The organism is Paraburkholderia podalyriae, assembly GCF_014397785.1.
GTDB classification, from domain to species: domain Bacteria; phylum Pseudomonadota; class Gammaproteobacteria; order Burkholderiales; family Burkholderiaceae; genus Paraburkholderia; species Paraburkholderia podalyriae.
The window spans coordinates 57,313-81,749 of the sequence record NZ_VZQQ01000022.1 but is presented as its reverse complement, the minus strand read 5'-3'; the positions used below and the strand labels follow the sequence as shown (position 1 = coordinate 81,749).

General features: G+C 67.2%; 19 protein-coding genes. 8 read left to right on the top strand and 11 right to left on the bottom strand.

What is annotated here, in order from left to right:
- Nucleotides 1-7 precede the first annotated feature (7 nt).
- The 4 genes from F6X42_RS24310 to cobU are packed head-to-tail and all read right to left on the bottom strand — an operon-like array spanning nucleotide 8 to nucleotide 3,617.
- On the bottom strand, nucleotides 8-958 hold the full coding sequence (locus F6X42_RS24310; RefSeq protein WP_187636632.1) for a cobalamin-binding protein: 951 nt from the start codon (nucleotides 956-958) through the stop codon (nucleotides 8-10).
- A gap of 53 nt (nucleotides 959-1,011) precedes the next feature.
- Complete coding sequence (gene cobD / locus F6X42_RS24305; protein WP_187636631.1) at nucleotides 1,012-2,088, bottom strand: threonine-phosphate decarboxylase CobD; 1,077 nt, start codon at nucleotides 2,086-2,088, stop codon at nucleotides 1,012-1,014.
- Between the two features lie 33 nt (nucleotides 2,089-2,121).
- Complete coding sequence (gene cbiB / locus F6X42_RS24300; RefSeq protein ID WP_187636677.1) at nucleotides 2,122-3,063, bottom strand: adenosylcobinamide-phosphate synthase CbiB; 942 nt, start codon at nucleotides 3,061-3,063, stop codon at nucleotides 2,122-2,124.
- On the bottom strand, nucleotides 3,063-3,617 hold the full coding sequence (gene cobU / locus F6X42_RS24295; RefSeq protein WP_187636676.1) for a bifunctional adenosylcobinamide kinase/adenosylcobinamide-phosphate guanylyltransferase: 555 nt from the start codon (nucleotides 3,615-3,617) through the stop codon (nucleotides 3,063-3,065). The genes cbiB and cobU overlap by 1 nt, the downstream gene beginning before the upstream one ends.
- Before the next feature lie 118 nt (nucleotides 3,618-3,735).
- Here cobU and F6X42_RS24290 point away from each other — a divergent pair, with 118 nt between their 5' ends.
- Nucleotides 3,736-5,262 (top strand): cobyric acid synthase, encoded by a 1,527-nt coding sequence (locus F6X42_RS24290; RefSeq protein WP_187636675.1) that lies wholly within the window; start codon nucleotides 3,736-3,738, stop codon nucleotides 5,260-5,262.
- Between the two features lie 57 nt (nucleotides 5,263-5,319).
- Here the strand turns inward: F6X42_RS24290 and F6X42_RS24285 are convergent, their stop codons facing one another.
- The gene (locus F6X42_RS24285; protein WP_187636630.1) at nucleotides 5,320-5,739 is read right to left on the bottom strand and encodes a PaaI family thioesterase; all 420 of its coding nucleotides are present in this window, start codon (nucleotides 5,737-5,739) and stop codon (nucleotides 5,320-5,322) included.
- 263 nt (nucleotides 5,740-6,002) lie between these two features.
- Here F6X42_RS24285 and F6X42_RS24280 point away from each other — a divergent pair, with 263 nt between their 5' ends.
- Nucleotides 6,003-6,641 carry a ParA family protein gene (locus F6X42_RS24280; RefSeq protein WP_187636629.1) on the top strand — a complete coding sequence of 213 codons (639 nt, stop codon included), beginning with the start codon at nucleotides 6,003-6,005 and terminating at the stop codon, nucleotides 6,639-6,641.
- Between the two features lie 48 nt (nucleotides 6,642-6,689).
- Here the strand turns inward: F6X42_RS24280 and panD are convergent, their stop codons facing one another.
- From panD to F6X42_RS24260, 4 genes are all read right to left on the bottom strand, one after another.
- On the bottom strand, nucleotides 6,690-7,076 hold the full coding sequence (gene panD, locus F6X42_RS24275) for an aspartate 1-decarboxylase (RefSeq protein WP_018431692.1): 387 nt from the start codon (nucleotides 7,074-7,076) through the stop codon (nucleotides 6,690-6,692).
- A 42-nt stretch (nucleotides 7,077-7,118) separates the two neighbouring features.
- Nucleotides 7,119-7,952: a pantoate--beta-alanine ligase gene (gene panC / locus F6X42_RS24270; protein WP_187636628.1), complete on the bottom strand. Its 834-nt coding sequence runs from the start codon at nucleotides 7,950-7,952 to the stop codon at nucleotides 7,119-7,121.
- A gap of 270 nt (nucleotides 7,953-8,222) precedes the next feature.
- Nucleotides 8,223-9,122, bottom strand: a complete 900-nt coding sequence (locus F6X42_RS24265; protein WP_187636627.1) for a segregation and condensation protein A — start codon at nucleotides 9,120-9,122, stop codon at nucleotides 8,223-8,225.
- A 20-nt stretch (nucleotides 9,123-9,142) separates the two neighbouring features.
- Nucleotides 9,143-9,328 (bottom strand): DUF3460 family protein, encoded by a 186-nt coding sequence (locus F6X42_RS24260; RefSeq protein WP_187636626.1) that lies wholly within the window; start codon nucleotides 9,326-9,328, stop codon nucleotides 9,143-9,145.
- Between the two features lie 264 nt (nucleotides 9,329-9,592).
- Here F6X42_RS24260 and F6X42_RS24255 point away from each other — a divergent pair, with 264 nt between their 5' ends.
- Together F6X42_RS24255 and F6X42_RS24250 are read left to right on the top strand one after the other, a co-directional pair.
- Nucleotides 9,593-11,452 carry an autotransporter assembly complex protein TamA gene (locus F6X42_RS24255; RefSeq protein ID WP_187636625.1) on the top strand — a complete coding sequence of 620 codons (1,860 nt, stop codon included), beginning with the start codon at nucleotides 9,593-9,595 and terminating at the stop codon, nucleotides 11,450-11,452.
- A 57-nt stretch (nucleotides 11,453-11,509) separates the two neighbouring features.
- Nucleotides 11,510-15,865: a translocation/assembly module TamB domain-containing protein gene (locus F6X42_RS24250; RefSeq protein ID WP_187636624.1), complete on the top strand. Its 4,356-nt coding sequence runs from the start codon at nucleotides 11,510-11,512 to the stop codon at nucleotides 15,863-15,865.
- Nucleotides 15,866-16,045: 180 nt separating this feature from the next.
- Here F6X42_RS24250 and metG read toward each other — a convergent pair whose 3' ends face one another.
- Nucleotides 16,046-18,178 carry a methionine--tRNA ligase gene (gene metG / locus F6X42_RS24245; RefSeq protein ID WP_187636623.1) on the bottom strand — a complete coding sequence of 711 codons (2,133 nt, stop codon included), beginning with the start codon at nucleotides 18,176-18,178 and terminating at the stop codon, nucleotides 16,046-16,048.
- A 392-nt stretch (nucleotides 18,179-18,570) separates the two neighbouring features.
- Entirely contained in the window at nucleotides 18,571-19,224 is a 654-nt protein-coding gene (locus F6X42_RS24240; protein WP_187636622.1) for a YiaD family glycine zipper/OmpA-like lipoprotein, read from the bottom strand.
- 339 nt (nucleotides 19,225-19,563) lie between these two features.
- Here F6X42_RS24240 and apbC point away from each other — a divergent pair, with 339 nt between their 5' ends.
- The 4 genes from apbC to F6X42_RS24220 all read left to right on the top strand — a co-directional run bounded on the left by apbC (nucleotide 19,564) and on the right by F6X42_RS24220 (nucleotide 24,427).
- Nucleotides 19,564-20,652, top strand: a complete 1,089-nt coding sequence (gene apbC, locus F6X42_RS24235; RefSeq protein ID WP_187636621.1) for an iron-sulfur cluster carrier protein ApbC — start codon at nucleotides 19,564-19,566, stop codon at nucleotides 20,650-20,652.
- A 130-nt stretch (nucleotides 20,653-20,782) separates the two neighbouring features.
- Nucleotides 20,783-21,319: a superoxide dismutase family protein gene (locus tag F6X42_RS24230; RefSeq protein ID WP_187636620.1), complete on the top strand. Its 537-nt coding sequence runs from the start codon at nucleotides 20,783-20,785 to the stop codon at nucleotides 21,317-21,319.
- Between the two features lie 162 nt (nucleotides 21,320-21,481).
- Nucleotides 21,482-22,051 (top strand): dCTP deaminase, encoded by a 570-nt coding sequence (gene dcd / locus F6X42_RS24225; RefSeq protein ID WP_187636619.1) that lies wholly within the window; start codon nucleotides 21,482-21,484, stop codon nucleotides 22,049-22,051.
- Between the two features lie 90 nt (nucleotides 22,052-22,141).
- Nucleotides 22,142-24,427 carry an arginine/lysine/ornithine decarboxylase gene (locus tag F6X42_RS24220; RefSeq protein ID WP_187636618.1) on the top strand — a complete coding sequence of 762 codons (2,286 nt, stop codon included), beginning with the start codon at nucleotides 22,142-22,144 and terminating at the stop codon, nucleotides 24,425-24,427.
- Nucleotides 24,428-24,437: the final 10 nt, after the last annotated feature.

Below are 24,437 nucleotides of genomic sequence, written 5' to 3'. Positions count from 1 at the left end.
CGGCGCATTATGGCGCGGGCGGCTTTCTGCGCGAGCGCGCGAGTTCGAGGTCCTCGCAGAGTTGCCGCGCGCCTTGCGCGATGCGCGGTGCGGGGCGGTTGATCAGATCGCCGTCGATCGCAAACAGGTTGTGGTTCGCGACGGCCGCGAGACCCGGCCACGCGCGCCATGTGTCGAGTTGCGGCAGCGTCGTGTCGGGCCGCGTCGCGCCCGGTGCGGCCGTGACGATCGCCTCCGGGTTCGCCGCGAGCACCGCTTCGGTCGACACGGTCGGCACCAGCGGCTGCAGGTCCGCGAATACGTTGCGGCCGCCGCATAGCGCGATCACGTCGCTGATCATGTGCTCGCCGTTGAGCGTCATCAGCGGCCGGTCCCATACCTGATAAAACACGCTGACGATCGGGCGATTCGCATATCGCGCGCGCAGACGGGCGATGTCGTCGCGATAGGCGGCGGCCGCCGCGTCCGCGCTCGCTGATGTGCCGAGCAGCCGGCCGAACCTGGTCAGCGATACGGCGACGTCGTCGAGACGGCGCGGCTCGCTGAAAAAAAGCGGCACGTGTAGCTCGCGCAAGCGATCGAGCTGACGCTGCGCATTGCCATGCCGCCACACGACGATCAGGTCCGGTTTCAGCGCGACGATGCGTTCGAGGTCGAGCGCCTTGTTGTCGCCGACGCGCGGGAGTTGCTTCGCTTCGGGTGGATAGTCGCTGTACGACACCGCGCCGACCATCTTCGGGCCGCCGCCAGCGGCGTAAAGCAACTCGGTCACGTGCGGGGCGAGGCTGATCACGCGCTGCGCGGGCGCGGCGAGCGTGACGGTCGCGCCGCTGTCGTCGGTGACGGTGATCGCGGCGTGCGCGCCCAGCGCAGTCAGCGCGAACACTGCAACGCCGAACCGACGGAGGACGCGACGCGCGGGCGCGGCACAGGGGCTGGAGCGAGTCAAGCGGATCATCGGGCGAGGACGGGTCACGAAGCGTTGAGCGGCTGGGTTTGAAGGACAGTGTGCTAACCCGACCGCGCGACATCGAGCGCGTGAACCGCCTGTTGCAACTGCTGTTCGAAGCGGGTCCATTCGGCATCGTCGCCCGGTAATCCGAAGCGGACACTGGCCGATGGCACACCGGGCGATGGCGGAAAAAGACGCGTCCACACGCCGCGCCGCGCGAGCGCTTCATGCAGCGCGGCGGCGCGCGCATCGTCGGTCCATGCGAAGAGCGGCGTGCCGCGTGTCGCGAAGCCGTGCCCCTGCAACAGCCCGGCAAGCCGCGTGCTCTCGCCACTGAGCCGCTCACGCATGCGGGTCTGCCACGCGGCGTCGGCGAACGCGGCGCTCACTGCATGACGCGCGGGACCGCTGACCGTCCACGCGCCCAACCGGTCGCGAAGCGCGGCGAGCAATGCGGGCGCGCCCAGCACGAACCCGGCGCGCACCCCCGCGAGTCCGAAGAACTTGCCGGGCGAGCGCAACACGACGAGCCCGTTCCGATGCGTGTGCGCCACCAGCGACGCGAACTGCGCGGCCGGCAGCGTATCGGCGAACGCTTCGTCGACGAGCAGGGTGCCGCCTCGCTCGCGTAACTGCGCGTGCCAGTGCAGCAGCCTCGCGGCGTCGACATGCGCGGCTGTCGGATTGTCGGGATTGACGATCGCGACGTGCGACAGCGCGGCGGGCAGCGTGTCGCTGTGCACGTCGAGCGGCGCGACCTCGTGTCCCGCGCGCGCGAACGCGGGCGCGTACTCGCCGTAAGTCAGCGGTGCGATGCCGACCGTCGCGCGCGGCAGCAACCCGGGCAGCGCGCGAATCGCCGCCTGGCTGCCGGCCACCGGCAGCACGTGCGCGGCATCGGGCGCGCCATAGTAGCGCGCGGCGCGTTCGGCGAAGCCGTCGCCTTCGTCGGGCAAACGGCGCCATGCGTCGGCGGGGAGCGGCGGCACCGGATAGCCGTGCGGATTGATGCCGGTCGACAGATCGAGCCACTGCGCGTACGGAATGCCGTAGCGCGTCGCCGCTTCGTGCAGGTTGCCGCCGTGCGCGATCGGGCCGCTTGCGGCGTATTCAAGCGGCGGTATCGGGTCGGTCATACGCTCATCCCACTCCAACGCGCGTCGTTCCGCTCAGCCATGAAACGGCACGCTCAATAACGCCAGCACGATCAGCACGGCCAGCCACAGAATCACCGTGCGTTCGACCAGCATCAACGCGGCGCCCACATGACGCGCCTCGGCGGGATGCCCGAAGCCCAGCGTCGGCCGATGCTCGAGTGCGCCGTGATACACGGCCGGCCCGCCGATCAGCACGTTCAGGCTGCCGGCGCCGGACGCCATCACCGGGCCCGCGTTCGGGCTCTCCCAGCGTGGCGCCTGTTCGCGCCAGCAGCGCCAGGCGGTCAGCGTGTCGCCAAGCAGCGCGTAGCTCGTGGCGGTCAGGCGCGCGGGAATCCAGTTCAGCACGTCGTCGATGCGCGCGGCGGCCCAGCCGAAGCGCAGATAGCGCGGCGTGCGATAACCCCACATCGCGTCGAGCGTATTGGCGAGGCGAAAGCCGAGCGCGCCTGGGCCGCCCGCGAGCGCGAACCAGAACAGCGCGCCGAAGATCGCGTCGTTGCCGTTTTCGAGCGCCGATTCGACCGCGGCGCGCGCGAGCGCGGCCTCGTCGGACTGGGCGGTGTCGCGCGAGACGATCCGCGCGGTCAACTCACGTGCCGTGGCGAGATCGCGTTGCCCAAGCGCTCGCGCGATCGGCTCGATGTGGTCGCGCAGGCTGCGCGCGCCGAGCGCGAACCACAGCAGCGCGACGTGCAGCGCGCAGGCCGCGAAAAGCGGCAGGACGACGACGAGCCACCACGCGATCAGCACCGGCGGCAGCACCGCGAGCACCCATGCGAGCAGACCTTTGAGCCGCAGACGCCTGTCGTGATTGAAGCGCGCCTCGATGCGCGCGGCCCAGTTACCGAAGCCGACGAGCGGATGCCGGCGGCTCGGTTCGCCGAGCCAGCGATCGACGGCGACGCCCGCGACCGCGAGCGTCGCGACGAGCGGCATCGTCAGCGGCGGCATCACGCGCGGCGCGCGCTTTTCAGCGCCAGCGGCAGACCCGCGACCATCAGCGTGGCCGCGCTGCTCAACGCGGCGATGCGCTGATTCAACCGCCCGAGTTCGTCGACGTAAAGACGCGTGGCTTCGCCGAGCGGCACGACGCCGAGGCCGATCTCGTTGCTGACGACGATGAGCTTGCCGCGCGCGCCGACGAGCGCCGCTTCGAGCGCGGCGGCCTGCGCGTAGTAGTGCGGCAGCGGCGGCGTGACGCCGTCGGCCGGACACAGCAGGTTCGCGAGCCACAGCGTCAGGCAGTCGATCAGCAGACACTGGCCCGGTGCGTCGTGCTGCGCGAGCGCGCCCGCGAGGTCGTCGTCCGATTCGACGAGCCCCCAATGCGCGGGCCGCCGCTCGCGATGATGCGCGATGCGCGCTTTGAATTCGGCGTCGTCGGTGATGCGGGCGGTGGCGATGTAGGTGACGGGGAGGGCGCTGTCGCTGGCGAGCCACTCGGCGTGCGCGCTCTTGCCCGAGCGGGCGCCGCCGAGGACGAAGGTGAGGTCGGGGGGAGTCATCATGCGATTGTACCGGCGCGATGGGATAATGCCGCTCGATTGCATCGCACTGCGCAGCGTGCGCCATGCGCTGCATGGCAACGCCACTGTCCACATTCCACCTGCATCCCCGACCCGAATGGCCGCTCTCCCCGACCCCCTGCCCGTGCCGCGCGGCACGCTGATGATCCAGGGCACCACGTCCGACGCGGGCAAGAGCACGCTGGTCGCGGGACTGTGCCGGCTCGCGCGGCGCGCGGGCGCGCGGGTTGCGCCGTTCAAGCCGCAGAACATGGCGCTGAACAGCGCGGTGAGCGTCGACGGCGGCGAGATCGGCCGCGCACAGGCATTGCAGGCGCTCGCCGCGGGCATCGACGCGCATACCGATCTGAATCCGGTGCTGCTGAAGCCGACCAGCGATCGCGGCGCTCAGGTGATCATCCACGGCAAGGCGCGCATCAATCTCGACGCGCGCGCGTATCACGACTACAAGCCGGTCGCGTTCGAGGCGGTGCTGGAGTCGTATGCGCGGCTGCGCGCGTCGTACGACACGATTTTCGTCGAAGGCGCGGGCAGTCCGGCCGAGATCAATCTGCGCGAGCGCGACATCGCGAACATGGGCTTCGCGGAGGCGGTCGATTGCCCGGTCGTGCTGGTCGCCGACATCGATCGCGGCGGCGTGTTCGCCCATCTGACCGGCACGCTCGCGTGTCTGTCCGACAGCGAGCAGGCGCGCGTGCGCGGCTTCATCATCAACCGTTTTCGTGGCGACATCGGCCTGCTAAAGCCCGGGCTGGACTGGCTCGAGGCGAGGACCGGCAAGCCGGTGCTCGGCGTCGTGCCTTACCTGCATGGCCTGACGCTCGACGCCGAGGACATGCTGCCGCCCGAACTGCGCGCGGCGGCAAGCGGCGATTCGCGCCGTCTGCTGCGCGTGGTCGTGCCGGTGCTGCCACACATCAGCAACCACACCGATTTCGACGCGTTGCGCGCGCATCCGCAGGTCGATTTTCACTACGTGCGCGCGGGCGCGCCGGCGCCGTCCGCCGATCTGATCATCCTGCCGGGTTCGAAGAACGTGCCGGACGACCTCGCGTTTTTGCGCGCGCAAGGCTGGGGCGACGTGCTCGCGCGGCATCTGCGCTACGGCGGCCGCGTGATCGGCATTTGCGGCGGCATGCAGATGCTCGGCCATGAGATCGCAGATCCGGATGGCGTCGAGGGCGCGCCGGGCACCTTCGCCGGCTTCGGCTGGCTCGACTATGCGACGGTGCTCACGCGCGACAAGACGCTGAAGAACGTGACCGGGCGCCTTGCGCTGCCCGGTGCGCCGGACGTCGCCGGCTACGAGATTCATATGGGCGAGACGGGCGGCCCGGCATTGGACACGCCGGCGCTGCGACTAGACAGTGCGGTCGCAGGCGAGGGCGGCGTCGACTGTGGCCGTCCCGATGGCGCGTTGTCCGCCGATGGCCAGATTCTCGCGACCTACGTGCATGGCCTGTTCGACACGCCGGCCGCCTGCGCGGCGCTGCTCGCGTGGGCGGGTTTGAGCGATGCCGAGGCGGTCGACTATCCGGCGCTGCGCGAGGCGTCGCTGGAGCGGCTGGCCGATACGCTTGCCGCGCACGTCGATATGGGCAGACTGTTCGCGGCGATGGGGTGACGCGTTACGCCGGGCTGACTCAGCGGATCGAATGCAACGGCCGCGCGGACCGTGCGCTTAGTACAACACCATCTGCGTGCAACGAAACAGTGCGATGGTCTTGCCATCCGCAGCGGTGACCGTCGCGTCCCAGACCTGCGTGCTGCGCCCAAGATGCACGCCCTTCGCGACCGCGCGGATCGTGCCCTGCGTCGCGGTGCCGAGGAAGTTGCTCTTCAGCTCGATCGTCGTGAAGTTGCGCGCGTTGTCGGGCAGATGCGCGAGGCACGCATAGCCGCAGGCGGTGTCGGCGAGGCCGATCACGGTGGCCGCGTGCAGGAAGCCGTTCGGCGCGAGCAGCGCCTCGCGCACGGTCAGCTCGGCGAGCAGCGTGCCCTGGTCCACGGTCAGCACGCGCAGGCCCAGCAGGTCCGGCAGCTTGCCCTTCTGGCGCTCCTGCAGGCGTTCGACGGTGTATTCCGGGCGCAGTTTGCTCATCAGATTCAGGTCCTTGTTAAAAAAAACGGTGCGTCGGAGCGGCCGATTCGCGATGCGGGGGCTTCGGCCGCGCTGGATTTGTCGATATTATCAACGGCTGGACCGGGGGCGTACCTGAAAGGACCGGGGGCGTACCTGAAAGCCGAACTTCGAACGGCAGCGACTGTGGAGCCCGCCGGCGCCGGTCACAGTGGATCGGCGGGAACAGAGCAATAACGCGGCAAACCGGCTGGCAGCGTCCAGCCTTCTTTCCGGGAGATTTCATGTCGGTGATCGTGGTGGCGAATCCGAAGGGCGGCGTGGGCAAGAGCACGCTATCGACCAATCTGGCCGGCTATTTCGCCGCGGAGGGCGAATGGGTCGCGCTGGCCGACCTCGACAAGCAGCACTCCGCGCAGGCGTGGCTCGATTTACGACCCGCCACGTTGCCGGTCATCGAGACCTGGGAGGTCAATCCGGATACGCCGGCCAAGCCGCCGAAGGGCCTCGAGCACGCGGTCGTCGACACGCCAGCCGGCCTGCACGGCAATCGCCTGAACCTCGCGCTCGATCTCGCCGACAAGGTGATCGTGCCGTTGCAGCCGTCGTTGTTCGATATTCTTGCGACCCAGGAATTTCTCGAGCGGCTCGCGAAGGAAAAGGCGGTCAGGAAGGGTGCGATCGAGATCGGCGTGGTCGGCATGCGCGTCGATGCGCGCACGCGCTCGGCCGAGCAGCTGCATCGCTTCGTCGAAGGACTGAAGCTGCCGGTGCTCGGCTTTCTGCGCGACACGCAGAACTACGTGCAGCTCGCGGCGCACGGCCTGACGCTGTGGGACGTCGCGAAAAGCCGCGTCGAGAAGGACCTGGAGCAGTGGCAGCCGATCGTCGAGTGGACGAACGGCGCGGGGAAGAAGGGCTGAGGCGGGAGGTGACTACCCGCCATCAGTCCGGCCGCAAACCGGCCTCGCTCAGCTCCAGGCCTGCGTGGGCACGTGGTCGCGGCTGCCCTTGATCTTGTTGTTTTCATCGACGAATACGAGGTCCGGCTTCCAGCCCGCCTTCAGCTCCGCCTCGTCGACCACCGCAAACGCCGCGATGATGACCAGATCGCCCAGTTGCGCGCGACGCGCGGCCGAGCCGTTCAGCGAAATCATGCCGCTGCCGCGCTCACCCTTGATCGCGTAGGTCGAGAAGCGCTCGCCGTTGTTGATGTTCCAGATGTCGATGCGCTCGTTTTCGACGATGTTCGCCGCTTCTAGCAGGTCTTCGTCGATCGCGCACGAGCCCTCGTAGTGGAGCTCGCAGTGCGTGACCGCGACGCGGTGAATCTTCGACTTCAGCATATTGCGTTGCATGATCAATCCTGTGTGGCTGCGGTGGCGCCGACGGTTGCGACGTCAGATTTCGAGGTTGTCGATAAGCCGGGTCGTGCCGAGCTTCGCGGCGGCCAGCACGACGAGCGGTGCGTCAGCGTCCTGCGGGCCCGGAGCGATCAGGTTCGAGCGCTTGCGGACCGCGATGTAATCGGGATTCCAGCCGCGCGCCGCCAGCGTCGCCTTGGCCGCCTGTTCGAGCTTCGCGAAGTCGCGCTCGCCCGCGAGCACCGCGTCGCGCACGCGATTCAATTCGGCGGCCAGCATCGGCGCCTCGGCGCGCTCGACGGGCGACAGAAACCGGTTGCGCGAGCTGAGCGCGAGGCCGTCGGTGTCGCGCACGGTTTCGGCGGCGATGATGTCGGTCGGCAGCGCGAACTGGTGGCACATCTGGCGCACGATCATCAGCTGCTGGTAATCCTTCTTGCCAAACACCGCGACGCGCGGCTGCACGCACGACATCAGCTTCATCACCACGGTACAGACGCCGTGGAAGAAGCCGGGGCGGAATTCGCCCTCGAGGATGTCGCCGAGATCGTGCGGCGGATGCACGCGATACTCCTGCGGCTCCGGGTACATGTCCCGTTCGGTCGGCGCGAACAGCACGTAGACGCCTTCCTTCTGCAGCTTCTCGATGTCGGCTTCGAGCGTGCGCGGATATTTGTCGAAATCCTCGTTCGGGCCGAACTGCAGGCGGTTGACGAAGATGCTCGCCACCACCGGGTCGCCGTGTTGGCGCGCGAGGCGCATCAGCGACAGATGGCCGTCGTGCAGGTTGCCCATCGTCGGCACAAAGGCCGTCCGATTCTGGCCGCGCAACTGGTCGCGCAATTCATGGATCGAGCTGATGACTTTCATGATCGGACAGGGATAGGCTCGCGCGGCGCGCGAATCCGGTTGGCGCAAGACCTGCCGGAATCGCGCGGGCCATCGCCTCACCGGCAATGACGGGTTCGGAGCGCGGATTGTAGTGGATTTGGGCAGCGGGCGCACCGAAACGCGGTTGCGGTCCACAGCGGCGCGCCACGCGCTCGCCACGCACTTCCCGCTGAGGCCCGCCAGGCTTCGCTGCGACGGTTGGTAACGATTTTCCCACGGTCCAGCCGTCGTGCGTCCGTCATTCAGCACTCAGGCCGGCAGATACGCCAGCCGCACATAGATCGGCGCGAACGGCTCCGCCTGGGTGATTTCGACGAGCGATTCACGGCACAACTCGAGCACGGCGATGAAGTTCACGATGACGACCGGCACGCCGCGGCTCGTGTCGAACAGATCGGAAAACTCGATGAAGCGCGCGTTCTGCAACTGCCGCAGGATCATGCTCATGTGCTCGCGCACCGACAGCTCCTCACGTGAAATCTTGTGATGCTGGACCAGCTTCGCGCGCTTGATCACGTCGGCCCAGGCGGCGCGCAGGTCTTCGCTGTTCACGTCCGGGAAACGCGGCGTGACGCTCTGCTCGATGTAGACCTCGGCGCGCAGGAAATCGCGCCCGAGCTGCGGCAACTGGTCGATGCGTTGCGCGGCGAGCTTCATCTGCTCGTATTCGAGCAGGCGGCGCACCAGTTCGGCGCGCGGATCTTCGGCTTCCTCGCCGGTGTCGGCCTTCTTGACCGGCAGCAGCATGCGCGACTTGATCTCGATCAGCATCGCGGCCATCAGCAGATACTCGGACGCGAGTTCGAGATTGGTCTTGCGCAGTTGCTCGACGTAGCCGAGATATTGCCCGGTGACATCCGCCATCGGGATGTCGAGCACGTTGAAGTTCTGCTTGCGGATCAGGTAGAGCAGCAGGTCGAGCGGCCCCTCGAAGGTCTCGAGGAACACCTCGAGCGCGTCCGGCGGGATGTACAGGTCGTTCGGCAGCTTGAACAGCGGCTCGCCATATAGGCGCGCGAAAGCGACGCCGTCGACCGTGTCGGGCGTCGAGTCGGTGGCGGGCGTGGACAGCGCGGCGTCGGACGGTGCCGGCGCAGGGCCGTAAACCGGACCGTGAGCCGGGCCGTGTAGCTCGTCAGCGTGACTCATCGTCGGCGCGACTGGGGGACTTAGAAGTTCTGGTAGTACGAGTAAGGCGTCTGCTGCACGCGCGAAGCCTTCTGCTCGGCGCGCTCTTCCAGATCGATCGGCTGTTTGTCCCACAGCAGTGCGCGGCCTTTGCGTTGCTCGGTCTCCAGATCGGGCTTCTGTTGCTTCAGCTGGTTCAGGAACTGGGTGATGTCCGATTGATACATGGCTCGACGTCCGTGGTGGGTAGGGTGGCGGCTCTTGGGCCGCTGCGGGGCGCCGCGAGGAGGGCACCGTCGTCCGCGATTTTAACGCATGCGCCGCGCGCGGTCGAACAACGCCGCGGGCGGATCATTTTTGAGACCAGGCGCGGGGCTCCGCCGGGGGCACGAGAGAGGCCGGCGAGGGTCGCGTTGTGGTCAAATAGCATGCCTCGATCGCTTGCGCGGCCGGGGGCGCGAGAATTCACTCATTGAGGCCGGAGGTCCTGTTTGGCGGGAGGTACGATCGACACGCCGCGTGCGTCGCGCGGCGAGACCGGCCAGGCGCGAGGGCGCGGGCACGCGCGTGAGCGCGAGGCGCTCGCGCGGCGCTGGCTGCGCGTGTCGCTCGCCTACGGCATCGGTCTGCTGATGCTGCTGCTGGCCGCGGGCCACGCCCACGCGGCGCGCACGGCGCCGAGCTACAAGATCGAGGTAATAGCCGAGCCGCGCTCGCTGCGCCGGTTGCTCGAACAGCACCTCGATATCTCCCGTTTCGCGAAGCGGTCCGACGTCACCGACGACCAGTTCTCGTTCCTGATCACCGCGACGCCGCAACAGGTGCGCGATCTCGCCGCGACGCAGGGCTATTTCTCGCCGCTGGTCAGCACCGACGTGCGCACCGTCGACGACGTGCGGCAAGTCACCGTGCGCGTCGAGGCGGGCCCGCAGACCAAGGTCACGTCGGTCGATCTGTCGTTTCGCGGCGCGGTGTTGACCGAGGACCCGTCGCGCGAAAACGCCACGCGCTTCGCGTTCTCGTTGCACGAGGGCCAGCCGTTCTCGCAGGGCGACTGGGACGACGCGAAGAACGCGTCGCTGCGCGAGCTGCAATCGCGCCGCTACCTCGCCGCGAAGATCTACCACTCCGAGGCGCTGGTCGATCCGCGCACGCACACGGCGAAGCTCTCGGTGATCTACGACAGCGGGCCGACCTTCACGATGGGCGAACTCGACGTGCAGGGCACGAAGCGCTACCCGGAGCGCATCGTCCGTAACGTCAATCCGATCTCGCCGGGCGACATCTACGACACACGCACCGTCGCCGAGCTGCAGCGACAACTGCAGAACACGCCGTACTTCGCGAGCGTCGCGATCGACCTCGACAACGACCCGACCAAGCCCGTGAACACGCCGGTACACGTGAAGGTGTCGGAGTTTCCGTACCACAGCTTCCGCGGCGGCGTCGGCTATTCGACCGACAACGGCGCGCTCGTGCAGGGCGGCTACACGTATCTGAACACGTTCGGCGCGGCGTGGCCGTTCACCGTCGAGGGACGCGCCGACCAGACGCAGCAATACGGGCAGATTCAGCTGTCGATGCCGCCGGGCCAGCGCGGGTGGACCAATAGCGTGCTCGCGTCGTACACGACCACCGACGTCTCCGACACGCGCATCTACAGCATCCGCGGCGGCGTGCAGCGCTCGCGCACGTCGCAGTTCCTCGACTACAGCTACTCGCTGCTGTTCTACGACGATAAGCTCGACCAGAATGCGGCGCCGCCGACCCGCGCGCACGCGTTGGTGCCGGCATGGTCGTGGACGCGGCGCGACACCGACGACCCGCTGTTCCCGCGCCGCGGCAACCTGGTCCACGTCGAGGCGGGCTTCGCGGTCAAGGGGCTGCTCGCCGACCAGTCGTTCATCCGCGGTTACGCGCGCGGCCAGCAGTATTTCCCGATCGGCGAGAACGACATCGTGCTGATCCGCGCGGAGCTCGGCGGCGTCTTCACCAGCGGCAGCTCGAGCGGCATTCCGGCGTCGCTGCTGTTCCGCGCGGGGGGCTCGAACTCGGTGCGCGGCTACGGCTTCCAGAGCATCGGCAACGACGTCGCTGGCTCGATTCTGCCGACCAAATACCTGCTGACGAGCGCGGCCGAATACCAGCACTGGTTCTCGCACAACTGGGGTGCGGCCGCGTTCTTCGACATCGGCACGGCGACCGATACCTGGGGCGAAAAAATCTTCTATCCGGGCGTCGGTGTCGGCGCGCGCTGGCGCAGCCCGGTCGGCCCGGTCAACCTCGATCTCGCCTACGGCATCCGCAACAACAGCGTGCGGCCGTATATCACGCTCGGCATCGCGTTCTGACGTCTCGACGACAACCCGCTACCTCATCCGCCACCTTATTCGCCACCGCATTCACGCATGACCACCGACGTCACCGACCCGCCCTCCGCGCAGCCGCCAGGCGCCACGCCGCCAGGACCGCCGGATGGCCAACAGCCGCCCGACACGCCGCCGCCGAAGCAGCGCTGGGGCCGGCTGCTGCTGAAAACGGTCGCTGGCACGGTGGTCATGCTGGTGCTGCTCGCCGCGCTCGCGCTCGGCCTGCTGTACGGCGCGCTGACGACCGAGCGCGGCACCGCCTATGCGTGGCACGCGGCCGTCAAGCTGCTCGGCGGCCGGCTTGCCGGCACGCTCGACGGCGGCACGCTCGCGCACGGCGTGCAGCTGCGCGACGTGCGCTGGCGCAGCCTCGACGGCAGCGGCACCGACATCGAGATCGACCGCGTCGCCGGCAGTTGGGCGCTCGCGCGCGAGCCGTGGCGGTTCACGATCGATTACCTGCACGTCGGCACGATCGAGGCGCGGATCGGCGCGTCGTCGAGCAGCAATGAGCCGCTGAACCTGCCGCAGGATCTGCAACTGCCGATGCAGCTGGAGATCCGCGACGTGCAGGTCGAGCGGCTACTGCTGCACCAGGGCGCATCGACGACGGAGCTGTCGCGCTTCGCGTTTCATGGACGCAGCGACGGGCGTCATCACGAGGCGGCGATCGATCGGCTCGATACGCCGTTCGGGGCGTTGACGGCTGCGGCGAAGCTCGATGGCGTGCGGCCGTTTCCGCTCACGGGCGAGGTCGGTTATTCGGGCAAGGTCCGCGATGAAGCGGTGCAGGTGGCCGGCCACCTGAGCGGCACGCTCGAACAGCTGGTCGCCGAACTCGATGCGGGCGGCATGAAGCTCAACGGCCACGCGCGGGTCGAGGCGGCGCCGTTCGCCGCGGTGCCGCTGCAACGCGCGACGCTGAGCTTCGATCATGTCAACCCGCAGGCTTTCGCGCCAGCTGCGCCGCTGGCCGATCTGGCGGTGCGCGCGGAGTTGCAGCCGGTGGAGCCAGGCGCGGCGGCGGCCGGCGGCGCCAGCGCGGCCGGACCTGCCGCCGGCAGCCATCCGCACCACGGCATCGGGGGCGACCACGCGCCGGCCGAACCGGCGACAGGTTTCGCCGTCGCCGGCCACATCTCGATCGTCAACGCGAAACCCGGCGCAATCGACCAGAAACTGCTGCCGCTGATCGACGCGAACGCGGACGTGCGCGTGGACGCCCGCGCGCAGAGCATCTCGAACCTGAACGTGCGGCTCGTGCGCAACGCGACGCTCACCGGCGGCGGCGCGCTGAGCGGCCGGCACGGCCAGCTCGATCTGAAGGTCGCGCGGCTCGACCTGAACGCGCTGCAGAGAACCGTGCGGCCGACGCAACTATCCGGTCCGATCGGTATCCGCCTGAACGACGACATCCAGACCCTGACGCTGGATCTCGCCGACCCCGCCGCCGCGCTGCGCGCCCAGGGCAAGATCACGTTCGACCCGGCGCGCATCAGCTTCAACGACGTGCGTATCACGTCGGGCCGCGGCCGCATCGACCTGTCCGGCGCGCTGAAGCACGATGCGAACTCGACTTATAACCTGAAGGCGCAGCTGACCGATTTCGATCCGCTGTCGCTGGCTTCGCAGATGCCGGCGCGCGTGCCGGTCGCGACATCCGGTGCGCCAGGGGCGAGTGGCGCGCAGCGCGAGCGGCACGCGCGGGCCGCGGCGCTCGTGGGTAGCACCGCTGGCGCGAAGAGCGCGGCGCCCGGCGATCAGGCCGCGGCCATCGCGAAGAACACCGCGCAAGCCGCGGTGCAGACCGAGGTGCTCGAGCGCAGGACGCCACCGCCCGCGCATCGCGCGACCCCCGCGCCACGCGCAGCCGCGCATGCAGCGGCGCACGCAGCCCCGCACGCAGCCCCGCCAGCGCGCAGGATCGAGGCGCGCGTGAACGCCACGCTGACGGCGGTCGGCGTGCTCGCGCCGGTCTTCACGACGCGCGCCGAATTCAAGCTCGGTCCGAGCGTCTACGACGACCTGCCGCTCACCGGCGGCGGCACGATCCAGCTGGCCGGCTCGCGAATCCTGCCGAGCCGCGCGAATCTTTCCGTGGCGGGCAACCAGGTGAATCTGCAAGGCAGCTTCGGCGCGGCCGGCGACCGGCTGCGCTTCGGCATCGACGCGCCGCAGCTCGATCGGCTCGGCTTCGGCCTCGCGGGCGCGGTCGCGGCCGACGGCGACCTTACCGGCTCGTTCGCGCATCCGAACGTCGCGCTGAATTACAAGGCCGACAGCGTCGTATTCGCGAGCAACCGCATCGGCCACGCGCAAGGCCATGCCGAGTTGCGCGACGGCGCGAACGGCGCGCTCGCGTTCACGACCGACGCGCGCAATGTCAGCGCGGGCGGTGTCGACCTCACCACGCTGAGCGCCCGCCTGTCCGGCACGCGCGCGAATCACACGCTCGAAGCCGCCGCGACCGGCAAGCTGCAGGAGCGTCCGCTCGACCTGACGCTCGCCGCCAACGGCAGGCTGACCGACACGCGCGACGGCTCGCGCTGGGACGGCACCGTCACGCGTCTGCAGAATCGCGGCACGCCGGCGGTCAATCTCGAAGCGCCGCTCGCGCTCAGCGCCGGGCCGGGGCATCTGACGCTCGGCGCGACGCGCCTGACGATCGAGGGCTCGGTGCTGACGCTGAAGTCGTTCGCGTTCGATCGCGGCCGCATCCAGTCGGCCGGCAGCCTGACCGACGTGTCGCTCGCGCGCTTGCAGGAACTGCGTCAGGAGATCACCGGCGAGCCGCCTGCCGCGCGCACCGACCTTGTGTTCGACGGCGACTGGGACTTTTCGCTCGGCGCGATGGCGAGCGGCCACATCGAACTGCGCCGGCGCAGCGGCGACGTGACGGTCGAGATCGGTCGCGGGCTCGCGTCGATGGGCATCGGCGACATCCGCGCGCGCGCCGAATTCACCGGCGGCGACCGGCTGAACGCAACCGTGCATGCGCAGGCGAGCCGCGTCGGCGTGATCGACGCCGACGCGCACACCCCGCTCGTGATGCGCGACGGCATGCTGAGCTTCGATCCGCAAAGCGCGCTGTCGGGCAACGTCAACGCGAACGTGCCGTCGCTGCGCACGACGGGCGGCCTGCTCGGCCCGAGCTATCTGCTCGAGGGCCGTCTCGCGCTGAAGCTCGCGCTCGGCGGCACGGTCGCGAAGCCGAACTTGACCGGCGCGCTGACCGGCGACGGTTTGTCCGCGACGGTCGTGAGCCAGGGCGTGCAACTGAAGGACGGCGTCGTGCGCATCGCGTTGTCGCAGAACGTGGTGGACTTCCAGCAGGTCGAGTTCCACGGCGCGAGCGGCACGCTGCGCGCGACCGGCCGCGTGCGCCTCGACGGTTCGGAGCCCGATCTGAGCGCGAGCATCGTCGCGGACAAGCTCGACGTGTTCGCGTCGCCGGACCGTCATCTGTCGCTGTCGGGCAGCGCGAACATCGCGAACGGCGGCGCGGAGCGCGGCCCCGTGATCGACGGCAAGTTCGTGGTCGACAGCGCGCTGTTCGATATGCCCGAGCAGGCTGCGCCGAGCCTCGGCGACGACGTCGTGATCATCCGTCCGGACGGCACACGCACGGGCGGCCGGCCGCGTCCGAGCGAAGGCCAGCAGCGGCCGGCGAGCCCGTTCGCGCCGCGCGCCAACATCGAGATCGGCCTCGGCAACAACTTCCGCTTCCGCAGCCAGGGCGCCGATCTCGGCCTCGCGGGAGCGATCACCGCGACGAGCGCGCCGAACACGCCGCTGCGCGCCGTCGGCAACGTCCGCGTCACGCCGGGTTCGACCTATACCGCGTTCGGCCGCAAGCTCGCGATCGAGAACGGCTTCTTCACGTTCAACGGTCCGGTCACGAATCCGGGCATCAACATCCTCGCGATGCGCCGCAACCAGCAGGTCGAGGCGGGCGTGCAGGTGACGGGCACGCTGCAGGCGCCGGTCGCTCGGCTCGTGTCGGAGCCGAGCGTACCGGACAACGAGAAACTCTCATGGCTGCTGTTCGGCCACGGCACCGACCAGGGCAATAACCTCGGCCAGCAGAGCACGATGACGACGGCGCTGGCGCTGCTCGGCAGCGCGACCGGCAAGCGGATCGCGCAGACCGTCGGGCTCGACGAGTTTTCGATCGGCCGCAGCGACGTCGGTCTGACCGATCCGCAGGTCGTGATGGTGTCGAAGGCGATCAACGAGTGGCTCGTGATCGGCTACGAGCAGGGGCTGCAGTCGGCCAGCAACGCGATCAAGGCGACGATCAATCTGACGCGGTACTGGTCGCTGGTCGTGTATGGAGGCACGTTCTATGGCACCGACGTGTTGTATACGCGGCGCTTCGATCGGATCAAGTGGTGATGTGGGCGGCGTAAAAAAGCATAACGGCACGCTTTGCAGCGTGCCGTTATCGTCATACTTGCTTGTCGAGGTGCGAGGTGCGAGGTGCGAGGTGCGAGGTGCGAGGTGCGAGGTCCGAGGTGCGAGGTGCGAGGTGCGAGGTGCGAGGCGTGAGGCGCCAGCGGGCGCCTCACGTCGGCGTTACTTCACGCGCATGCCGGGCTTCGCGCCGCTATGCGGCTCGAGCACGTAGAGGCCCGGTTCTGCCTTCTCGTCCACCGCCGATGCCGCCAGCACCATGCCCTCGGACATACCGAACTTCATCTTGCGCGGCGCCAGGTTCGCGACCATCACGGTCAGCTTGCCGATCAGCTGCTCGGGTTGATACGCCGACTTGATACCCGAAAACACGTTGCGGGTCTTCTCTTCGCCGACGTCGAGCGTCAGTTGCAGCAGCTTGTCGGAGCCTTCCACGGCCTTGCAGTCGACGATCTTCGCGATGCGCAGATCGACCTTCGCGAAATCGTCGATCGTGATGATGGCGGGCTCTTCTTCCTTCGCGGCGGGGGCCTTGGCGGTTTTCTTCGAGGTGGCCTTCGCGTCGGCCGGCGCGGCTTCCGGCGTGGCCTGCAGCGAGTCACGATTGGCCGCGAGCAGTGCCTCGATCTGCTTCGGATCGACGCGCGTCATCAGATGCTTGTACGCGTTGATCGGGCGCGCCGAGCTGAGCGGCACGGTGGCGTCGGCCCACACGAGAGGCTCGATGCCGAGGAAGGCCTCGACCGCTTCGGCGAGCTTCGGCAGCACCGGCTTCAGTGCCAGCGACAGCAGACGGAACGCCTCGATGCTGACGCTGCAGGTCTCGTGCAGCGCGACCGCGTTGGCCGGGTCTTTCGCCTGATCCCACGGCTTCGCGGTATCGACGTAGGCGTTGACCGAGTCGGCGAGCTCCATGGTCTGACGCAGCGCGCGGCTGTACTCGCGCGCCTCGTAGTGCGCGGCGATCTGCGGAAGCGCCGCGCGCAGCGTGCCGAGCAGCGGATGATGCATCGCGCTGTCCTGCACGCGGCCGTCGAAGCGCTTGATCAGGAAGCCGGCCGCGCGGCTCGCGATGTTCACGTATTTGCCGACCAGATCGCTGTTCACGCGCGCCTGGAAGTCGTCGAGGTTCAGGTCGAGGTCTTCCATCGTGCTGTTCAGCTTGGCCGCGAAGTAGTAGCGCAGCCATTCCGGGTTCAGGCCGGTGTCGATCACGCTTTGCGCGGTGATGAAGGTGCCGCGCGACTTCGACATCTTCGCGCCCTCGACCGTCAAAAAGCCGTGCGCGAACACGTTGGTCGGCGTGCGATGGCCGGAGAACTCGAGCATCGCGGGCCAGAACAGCGTGTGGAAATACAGGATGTCCTTGCCGATGAAGTGGTACTGCTCGGCCATCGAGCCCTTGCGGACCCACGCGTCGAAGTCGATGCCGCGTTTTTCGGCGAGGTTCCTGAAGCTCGCGTAATAGCCGATCGGCGCGTCGAGCCACACGTAGAAATACTTGCCGGGCGCGCCCGGAATCTCGAAGCCAAAGTACGGCGCGTCGCGCGAGATGTCCCAGTCGGCGAGTCTGGCTTCGCCGGCGTCGCCCAGCCACTCGCGCATCTTGTTGGTCGCTTCCGGCTGCGCGAGGCCGCCGACCCACGCGCGCAGGAAGTTCTCGCAGCGCGGATCGGACAGGCGGAAGAAGTAGTGTGTCGAAGTCTTGCGAATCGGCGTTGCGCCCGAGACGACCGAGTACGGATTGATGAGCTCGGTGGGTTGGTAGGTCGAGCCGCAGACTTCGCAGCTGTCGCCGTATTGATCTTTCGCGCCGCACTTCGGGCACTCGCCCTTGATGAAGCGGTCCGGCAGGAACATTTCCTTGACCGGGTCGTACGCCTGTTCGATCTCGCGCGCGTCGATCAGCCCCGCTTCCTTCAGCGCGAGGTACACGTTTTCGCTGAGCACGCGGTTTTCGTCGGAATCGGTCGAGTAGTAGTTGTCGAACGAAATGCCGAAGCTGTCGAAGTCGCGCCTGTGTTCCTGCCACACGCGATCGATCAGCTGTTTCGGTGTCAGGCCTTCCTTTTCCGCGCGCAGCATGACCGGCGTGCCGTGCGTGTCGTCGGCGCCGACGTAGTAGACCTCATGACCGTGCATTCGCAGCGCCCGGACCCAGATGTCCGTCTGGATATATTCGACCAGATGGCCGATATGAATCTGGCCGTTCGCATACGGAAGGGCCGACGTGACGAGAATCTGACGACGGCCGGAGAGCGCGCCTGCTGGGAGATCGGTGGCGGGTGCTGACATAGGGATCGAGGGTGCCTGCGATGGGACGAAACGGTGATTTTAGCAGGGCGCACGCCGCAGGCGGGCCGGGCGCGGCGGGCTGGACGAGGGCAGCAGAAGGGACGGGCGCTGGGGTGGCGGACGGCCAGCGACGCTTTGCGAAGCAAGTGCAAAACCGCGCGGGCAAAAAAAACCGGGGTCGCTAAACCCCGGAGCAACAACGACAAGAGGAGAATGGTGCCGTGACGGCTTCGCCAGCCACGTACCGTAAAGAGAGACCGCGGATTTTCGGCAGAGTTCGAAATTTTTTTCGAACCGTCGACAAACCAGTGCAGCGGCCCGCTCCGCCCGCCAGGCCTGCGCGGCTGAAAAGCCCGGCCAGCCCGGCCGCTCCTGCTCCTTGAGACCTGCCCTTATTGCGTCGCGTGTTGGGCGGTGGCGCGCAGATAGATTTCGACGCGACGGTTGGCCGCGCGGCCGGCTTCGGTGTTGTTATCGGCGATCGGCTGGTTCGGGCCCATGCCGGTGGCCGACAGGCGCTGCGGCGCGATGCCGCGTTGCGCCAGATAGCCGGTCACGCTCTGCGCGCGATTGACCGACAGCGTCTCGTTGTATTGCAGCGAGCCGGTGCTGTCCGTGTGGCCGACGACCGATGCGACCACTTCGGGATTCTGCTGCAGCGTCTGCGCGAGCTGGTCGAGCACCGGCGCGAACGACGGCCTGATCGCGTAACTGCTGGTGTCGAACGTGACCGAACTCGGGATGTTCAGCTTGAGCGAGCCGTCCGGCTGCTCGGTGATCTGCGTGCCGGTGCCCTTGGTCGCGCCCGACATGCGGTTGCGAATGTTGTCCCAGTTGTAGCCGGTGACGCCGCCGACCGCCGCGCCGGCAGCCGCGCCGATTGCCGCGCCCTTGCCACCGCCGAAGATCGCGCCGAGCGCCGCGCCGGTGCCGGCGCCCACGCCGGTGCCGACGGCGGTGTTCGTGCCCTGTTGGGTCGCGCAGCCTGCCATCAGCGAGCCGGCGACTGCGAATACGGCCATGCGAGTCATGATTTTTGCGTTCATCTTCGTTTCCTTTTTAGTGCGAATAAACCAGCGGGTGGCGATCAGCCTATGCAGCGAATATGACGGCCCTGCAGCGACCACCCAGAAAGTTCGGTGATGACTGCTGCGCCTTGCTCCGCGCGGTCCGACAGCGAAGAAGGGTCTTCGGGCACCGTCTGCCGTCAGACACTACAATAATGCCTGAACCGCGCAGCGATGCGACCCCACGGCGTCCCGGTGCCCCGAAGGGTGCCCGGCCCGTCCGGTTTTCGCAATCCTGCATAACAATTTCTTGCAAATTCCGCCGCGTGGCCGATCGGTCCATCTCGCCGCGCCGCACCTATTCCCCACGGAGTTTCAATGAGCATTGATCGGGCTTTGGTCGACGCCGCCATCGCGGCCATCGCTGACCCTAACACCGGCGCGCCGTACGCGGCCGCGAAGAGCATTCGCAACGTGGCCGTGGAGGGCGACGCGGTCAGCCTTCAGGTGACGCTCGGCTACCCGGCGAAAAGCCAGTTCGACGCGATCCGCCAGCAGTTCGCCGACGCGCTGCGCGCGGTGCCCGGCGTCGCGAACGTGCGCGTCGAGGTTTCGCAGCAGATCGCCGCGCACACCGTTCAGCGCGGCGTGAAGCTGCTGCCCGGCGTGAAGAACATCGTCGCGGTTGCCTCGGGCAAGGGCGGGGTCGGCAAGAGCACGACCGCGGTGAATCTCGCGCTCGCGCTCGCGAGCGAGGGCGCGTCGGTCGGCATTCTCGACGCCGATATCTACGGCCCGTCGCTGCCGACGATGCTCGGCATCGAGGGACGCCCCGAATCGCCCGACGAAAAATCGATGAATCCGATGACCGGCCATGGTGTGCAGGCCAACTCGATAGGTTTCCTGATCGAGGCGGACAACCCGATGGTGTGGCGCGGCCCGATGGTGACCTCGGCGCTCGAGCAACTGCTGCGCCAGACCAACTGGCACGAACTCGATTACCTGATCGTCGACATGCCGCCCGGCACCGGCGACATCCAGCTGACGCTCGCGCAGCGCGTTCCGGTCACGGGCGCCGTGATCGTCACGACGCCGCAGGACATCGCGCTGCTCGACGCGAAGAGGGGCCTCAAGATGTTCGAGAAGGTCGGCATCCCGATCCTCGGCATCGTCGAGAACATGGGCCTGCACATCTGCTCGAACTGCGGCCACGAGGAGCACATCTTCGGCGCCGGCGGCGGCGAGCGCATGGGCAAGGAATATGGCGTCGACGTGCTCGGCAGCCTGCCGCTCGACATCACGATCCGCGAGCAGGCCGACTCGGGCAAACCGACGGTCGTCGCGGACCCGAACGGGCGCATCGCGCAGATTTATCGCTCGATCGCGCGCAAGGTCGCGGTGCATATCGCCGAGCGCGCGCGCGACATGAGCTCGAAGTTTCCGAACATCGTCGTGCAGAACACCTGAGCGGCCGCTCGGACAAGGGATTAGGGGCGATCTCGATCCCTATTTTCATGGGCTCTCGCGGTATCATGTCGACTTCACAAGTCCGGCTCGGCGGCCGCAGGGGCGGCCGCCAGGCCGACAAGAGGATCGCATGGGAAAACGAATCGACGGGCACGCGGTACATGCGTTCATCGTCCTGACTGCCAGCTGTGTGCTGTTCAGCGGCTGTGGCGTCTTCCTGAGGCCACAGGAAAAGCGCGCCGACGCGCAACTGCTGCCCACCGTGGGCAATCAGGCGCACGGCCTCGTGACCTTTATCGAGCGCTCGGACGGCGTCCAGGTCACCTACAATCTCACCGGCTTGCCGCCCAATAGCGACCACGCGCTGCAGGTGCACGAGCGCGGCGACTGCAACGCCGCCGACGGCTCCAGCGCCGGTCCGGTATTTTCGCCGGCGGCCGAGCGGCTCAAGGCCGGCGCGCGCGTCGAGGGCGATCTCGGTAACATCCATGCGGACGCGAACGGCGTGGCCACCGGCTTCATCGTCGCGCCGGACGTGTCGCTCGACGGCATCCGCTCGGTGCTGCAGCGCGCGGTGCTGCTGCACCACGACGCGACCGATCCCTACGCGTACCCTCAGCATGGCGCGGGCGCGGCGATCGCCTGCGGCGTGATTCGTCAGCAGTGAACGGCGAGCGCGCTTTGGCCGCTCTGCCAACGGGCAGCGGCGGCAGCATCTCCGTGATCGCGTAAAATAGCGGCCTTCGCCGGCTGGGCGCCGAAGCGCCGGCCGGCCGTTTTTCATCTATCTTTCGTCACACCTGATATTCACGCCGAGCAGCGTTCACCTATGACCATCAAATCTGACAAGTGGATCCGGCGCATGGCCGAGTCGCACAATATGATCGAGCCGTTTGCGCCCGATCAGGTTCGCGTCTCCGAAGACGGCCGGAAGATTGTCAGCTTCGGCACGTCGAGCTACGGCTACGACATCCGCTGCGCCGACGAATTCAAGATCTTCACCAACATCAACTCGACGATCGTCGATCCGAAGAACTTCGACGAGAAGTCGTTTGTCGATTTCAAGGGCGACGTCTGCATCATCCCGCCGAATTCGTTCGCGCTCGCACGCACGGTCGAGTATTTCCGCATTCCGCGCAGCGTGCTGACCGTGTGTCTCGGCAAATCGACGTACGCGCGCTGCGGGATCATCGTCAACGTGACGCCGTTCGAGCCGGAATGGGAAGGGCACGTCACGCTCGAATTCTCGAATACGACACCTTTGCCTGCGAAAATCTACGCGAACGAAGGCGTCGCCCAGGTGCTGTTTTTCGAAAGCGACGAGATTTGTGAAACGTCGTACGCGGATCGCGGCGGCAAATACCAAGGTCAACACGGCGTCACGTTGCCGAAAACGTGACGTCGGCAGCGTCTTGACCGACCAGTTATTCGGGTGACCGCTGCGCTTTCCACGTAACGCAGCGGTCGTTTTCTTTTTGGAGAATCGCCCATGAAGTTCCGTTTTCCCGTCGTCATCATCGACGAAGATTTCCGCTCCGAGAACATCTCGGGTTCCGGCATCCGGGCTTTGGCCGAAGCCATCGAGAAAGAAGGCGCGGAAGTGCTCGGGTTGACGAGCTACGGCGATCTGACCTCGTTCGCGCAGCAGTCGAGCCGCGCGTCGTGCTTCATCCTGTCGATCGACGACGACGAACTGCTGCCGTACGTCGATAACGTGGTCGTCGAAGGCGAGACGCCCGAACTCGCGGCCGCGATCGTCGCGCTGCGCGCGTTCGTGACCGAAGTGCGCCGCCGCAACGCCGATATCCCGATCTTCCTGTACGGCGAAACGCGCACCTCGCGGCATCTGCCCAACGACATCCTGCGCGAACTGCACGGCTTCATCCACATGTTCGAGGACACGCCGGAGTTCGTCGCGCGCCATATCATCCGCGAGGCGAAGGTCTATCTCGACTCGCTGGCGCCGCCGTTCTTCAAGGAGCTGGTGCAGTACGCGGAAGAGGGTTCGTACTCGTGGCACTGCCCGGGTCACTCGGGCGGCGTCGCGTTCCTGAAGAGCCCGCTCGGCCAGATGTTCCACCAGTTCTTCGGCGAGAACATGCTGCGCGCCGACGTCTGCAACGCGGTCGACGAACTCGGCCAACTGCTCGACCACACGGGTCCGGTCGCAGCCTCGGAGCGCAACGCCGCGCGCATTTTCAGCGCCGACCACGTGTTCTTCGTGACCAACGGCACCTCCACGTCGAACAAGATCGTCTGGCACGGCACGGTCGCGCCCGGCGACATCGTGCTGGTCGACCGCAACTGCCACAAGTCGATCCTGCACGCGATCACGATGACCGGCGCGATTCCCGTGTTCCTGACGCCGACCCGCAACAACTTCGGCATCATCGGCCCGATTCCGCGCAGCGAGTTCGAACCGGAGAACATCCGCAAGAAGATCGAGGCGAACCCGTTCGCGCGCGAAGCGCTCGCGAAGAACCCGAACCTGAAGCCGCGCATTCTGACGATCACGCAAAGCACCTACGACGGCGTGATCTACAACGTCGAGATGATCAAGGAGATGTTGGGCGAATGGCTCGACACGCTGCACTTCGACGAAGCGTGGCTGCCGCACGCGGAATTCCACGAGTTCTATCAGGACATGCACGCGATCGGCGCGGGCCGCCCGCGCATCGGCGCGATGGTGTACGCGACGCACTCCACGCACAAGCTGCTCGCCGGCATCTCGCAGGCATCGCAGATCGTCGTGCAGGATTCGAAGAACAGCCGCTTCGACAAGCACCGCTTCAACGAGGCATATCTGATGCATACGTCGACGAGCCCGCAGTACGCGATCATCGCGTCGTGCGACGTGGCCGCCGCGATGATGGAAGCGCCGGGCGGCACCGCGCTCGTCGAGGAGTCGATCGCTGAAGCACTCGACTTCCGCCGCGCGATGACCAAGGTCGACACCGAATACGGCGACGACTGGTTCTTCAAGGTGTGGGGCCCGGACCAGTTCGCCGAGGAAGGCATCGGCTCGCGCGAGGACTGGATGCTGCGCCCTAACGACGCGTGGCACGGCTTCGGCCCGCTCGCCGAAGGCTTCAACATGCTCGACCCGATCAAGGCGACGATCGTCACGCCGGGTCTCGACATGGACGGCGGCTTCGGCGAAACCGGCATTCCGGCCGCGATCGTCACGAAGTACCTGGCCGAGCACGGCATCATCGTCGAGAAGACGGGCCTGTACTCGTTCTTCATCATGTTTACGATCGGCATCACGAAGGGCCGCTGGAACTCGATGGTGACCGAGCTGCAGCAGTTCAAGGACGACTACGACAACAACCAGCCGCTGTGGCGCGTGCTGCCCGAGTTCGTCGCGCATCATCCGATGTACGAGCGCGTCGGCTTGCGCGACCTGTGCCAGCAGATCCACAGCGTGTATCGCGCGAACGACATCGCGCGTCTGACGACCGAGATGTACCTGTCGAGCATGGAGCCGGCGATGAAGCCGTCCGACGCGTTCGCGAAGCTCGCGCACCGCGAGATCGACCGGGTTCCGATCGACGAACTGGAGGGCCGTGTCACGTCGATCCTGTTGACGCCGTATCCGCCGGGTATTCCGCTGCTGATCCCGGGCGAGCGTTTCAACCGGACCATCGTCAACTATCTGCGTTTCGCGCGCGAGTTCAACGAGCGCTTCCCGGGCTTCCACACGGACATCCACGGGCTGGTCGGCGAAATGGTCAACGGACGCATCGAATACTTCGTCGATTGCGTGCGCATTTGACGATGCGGCG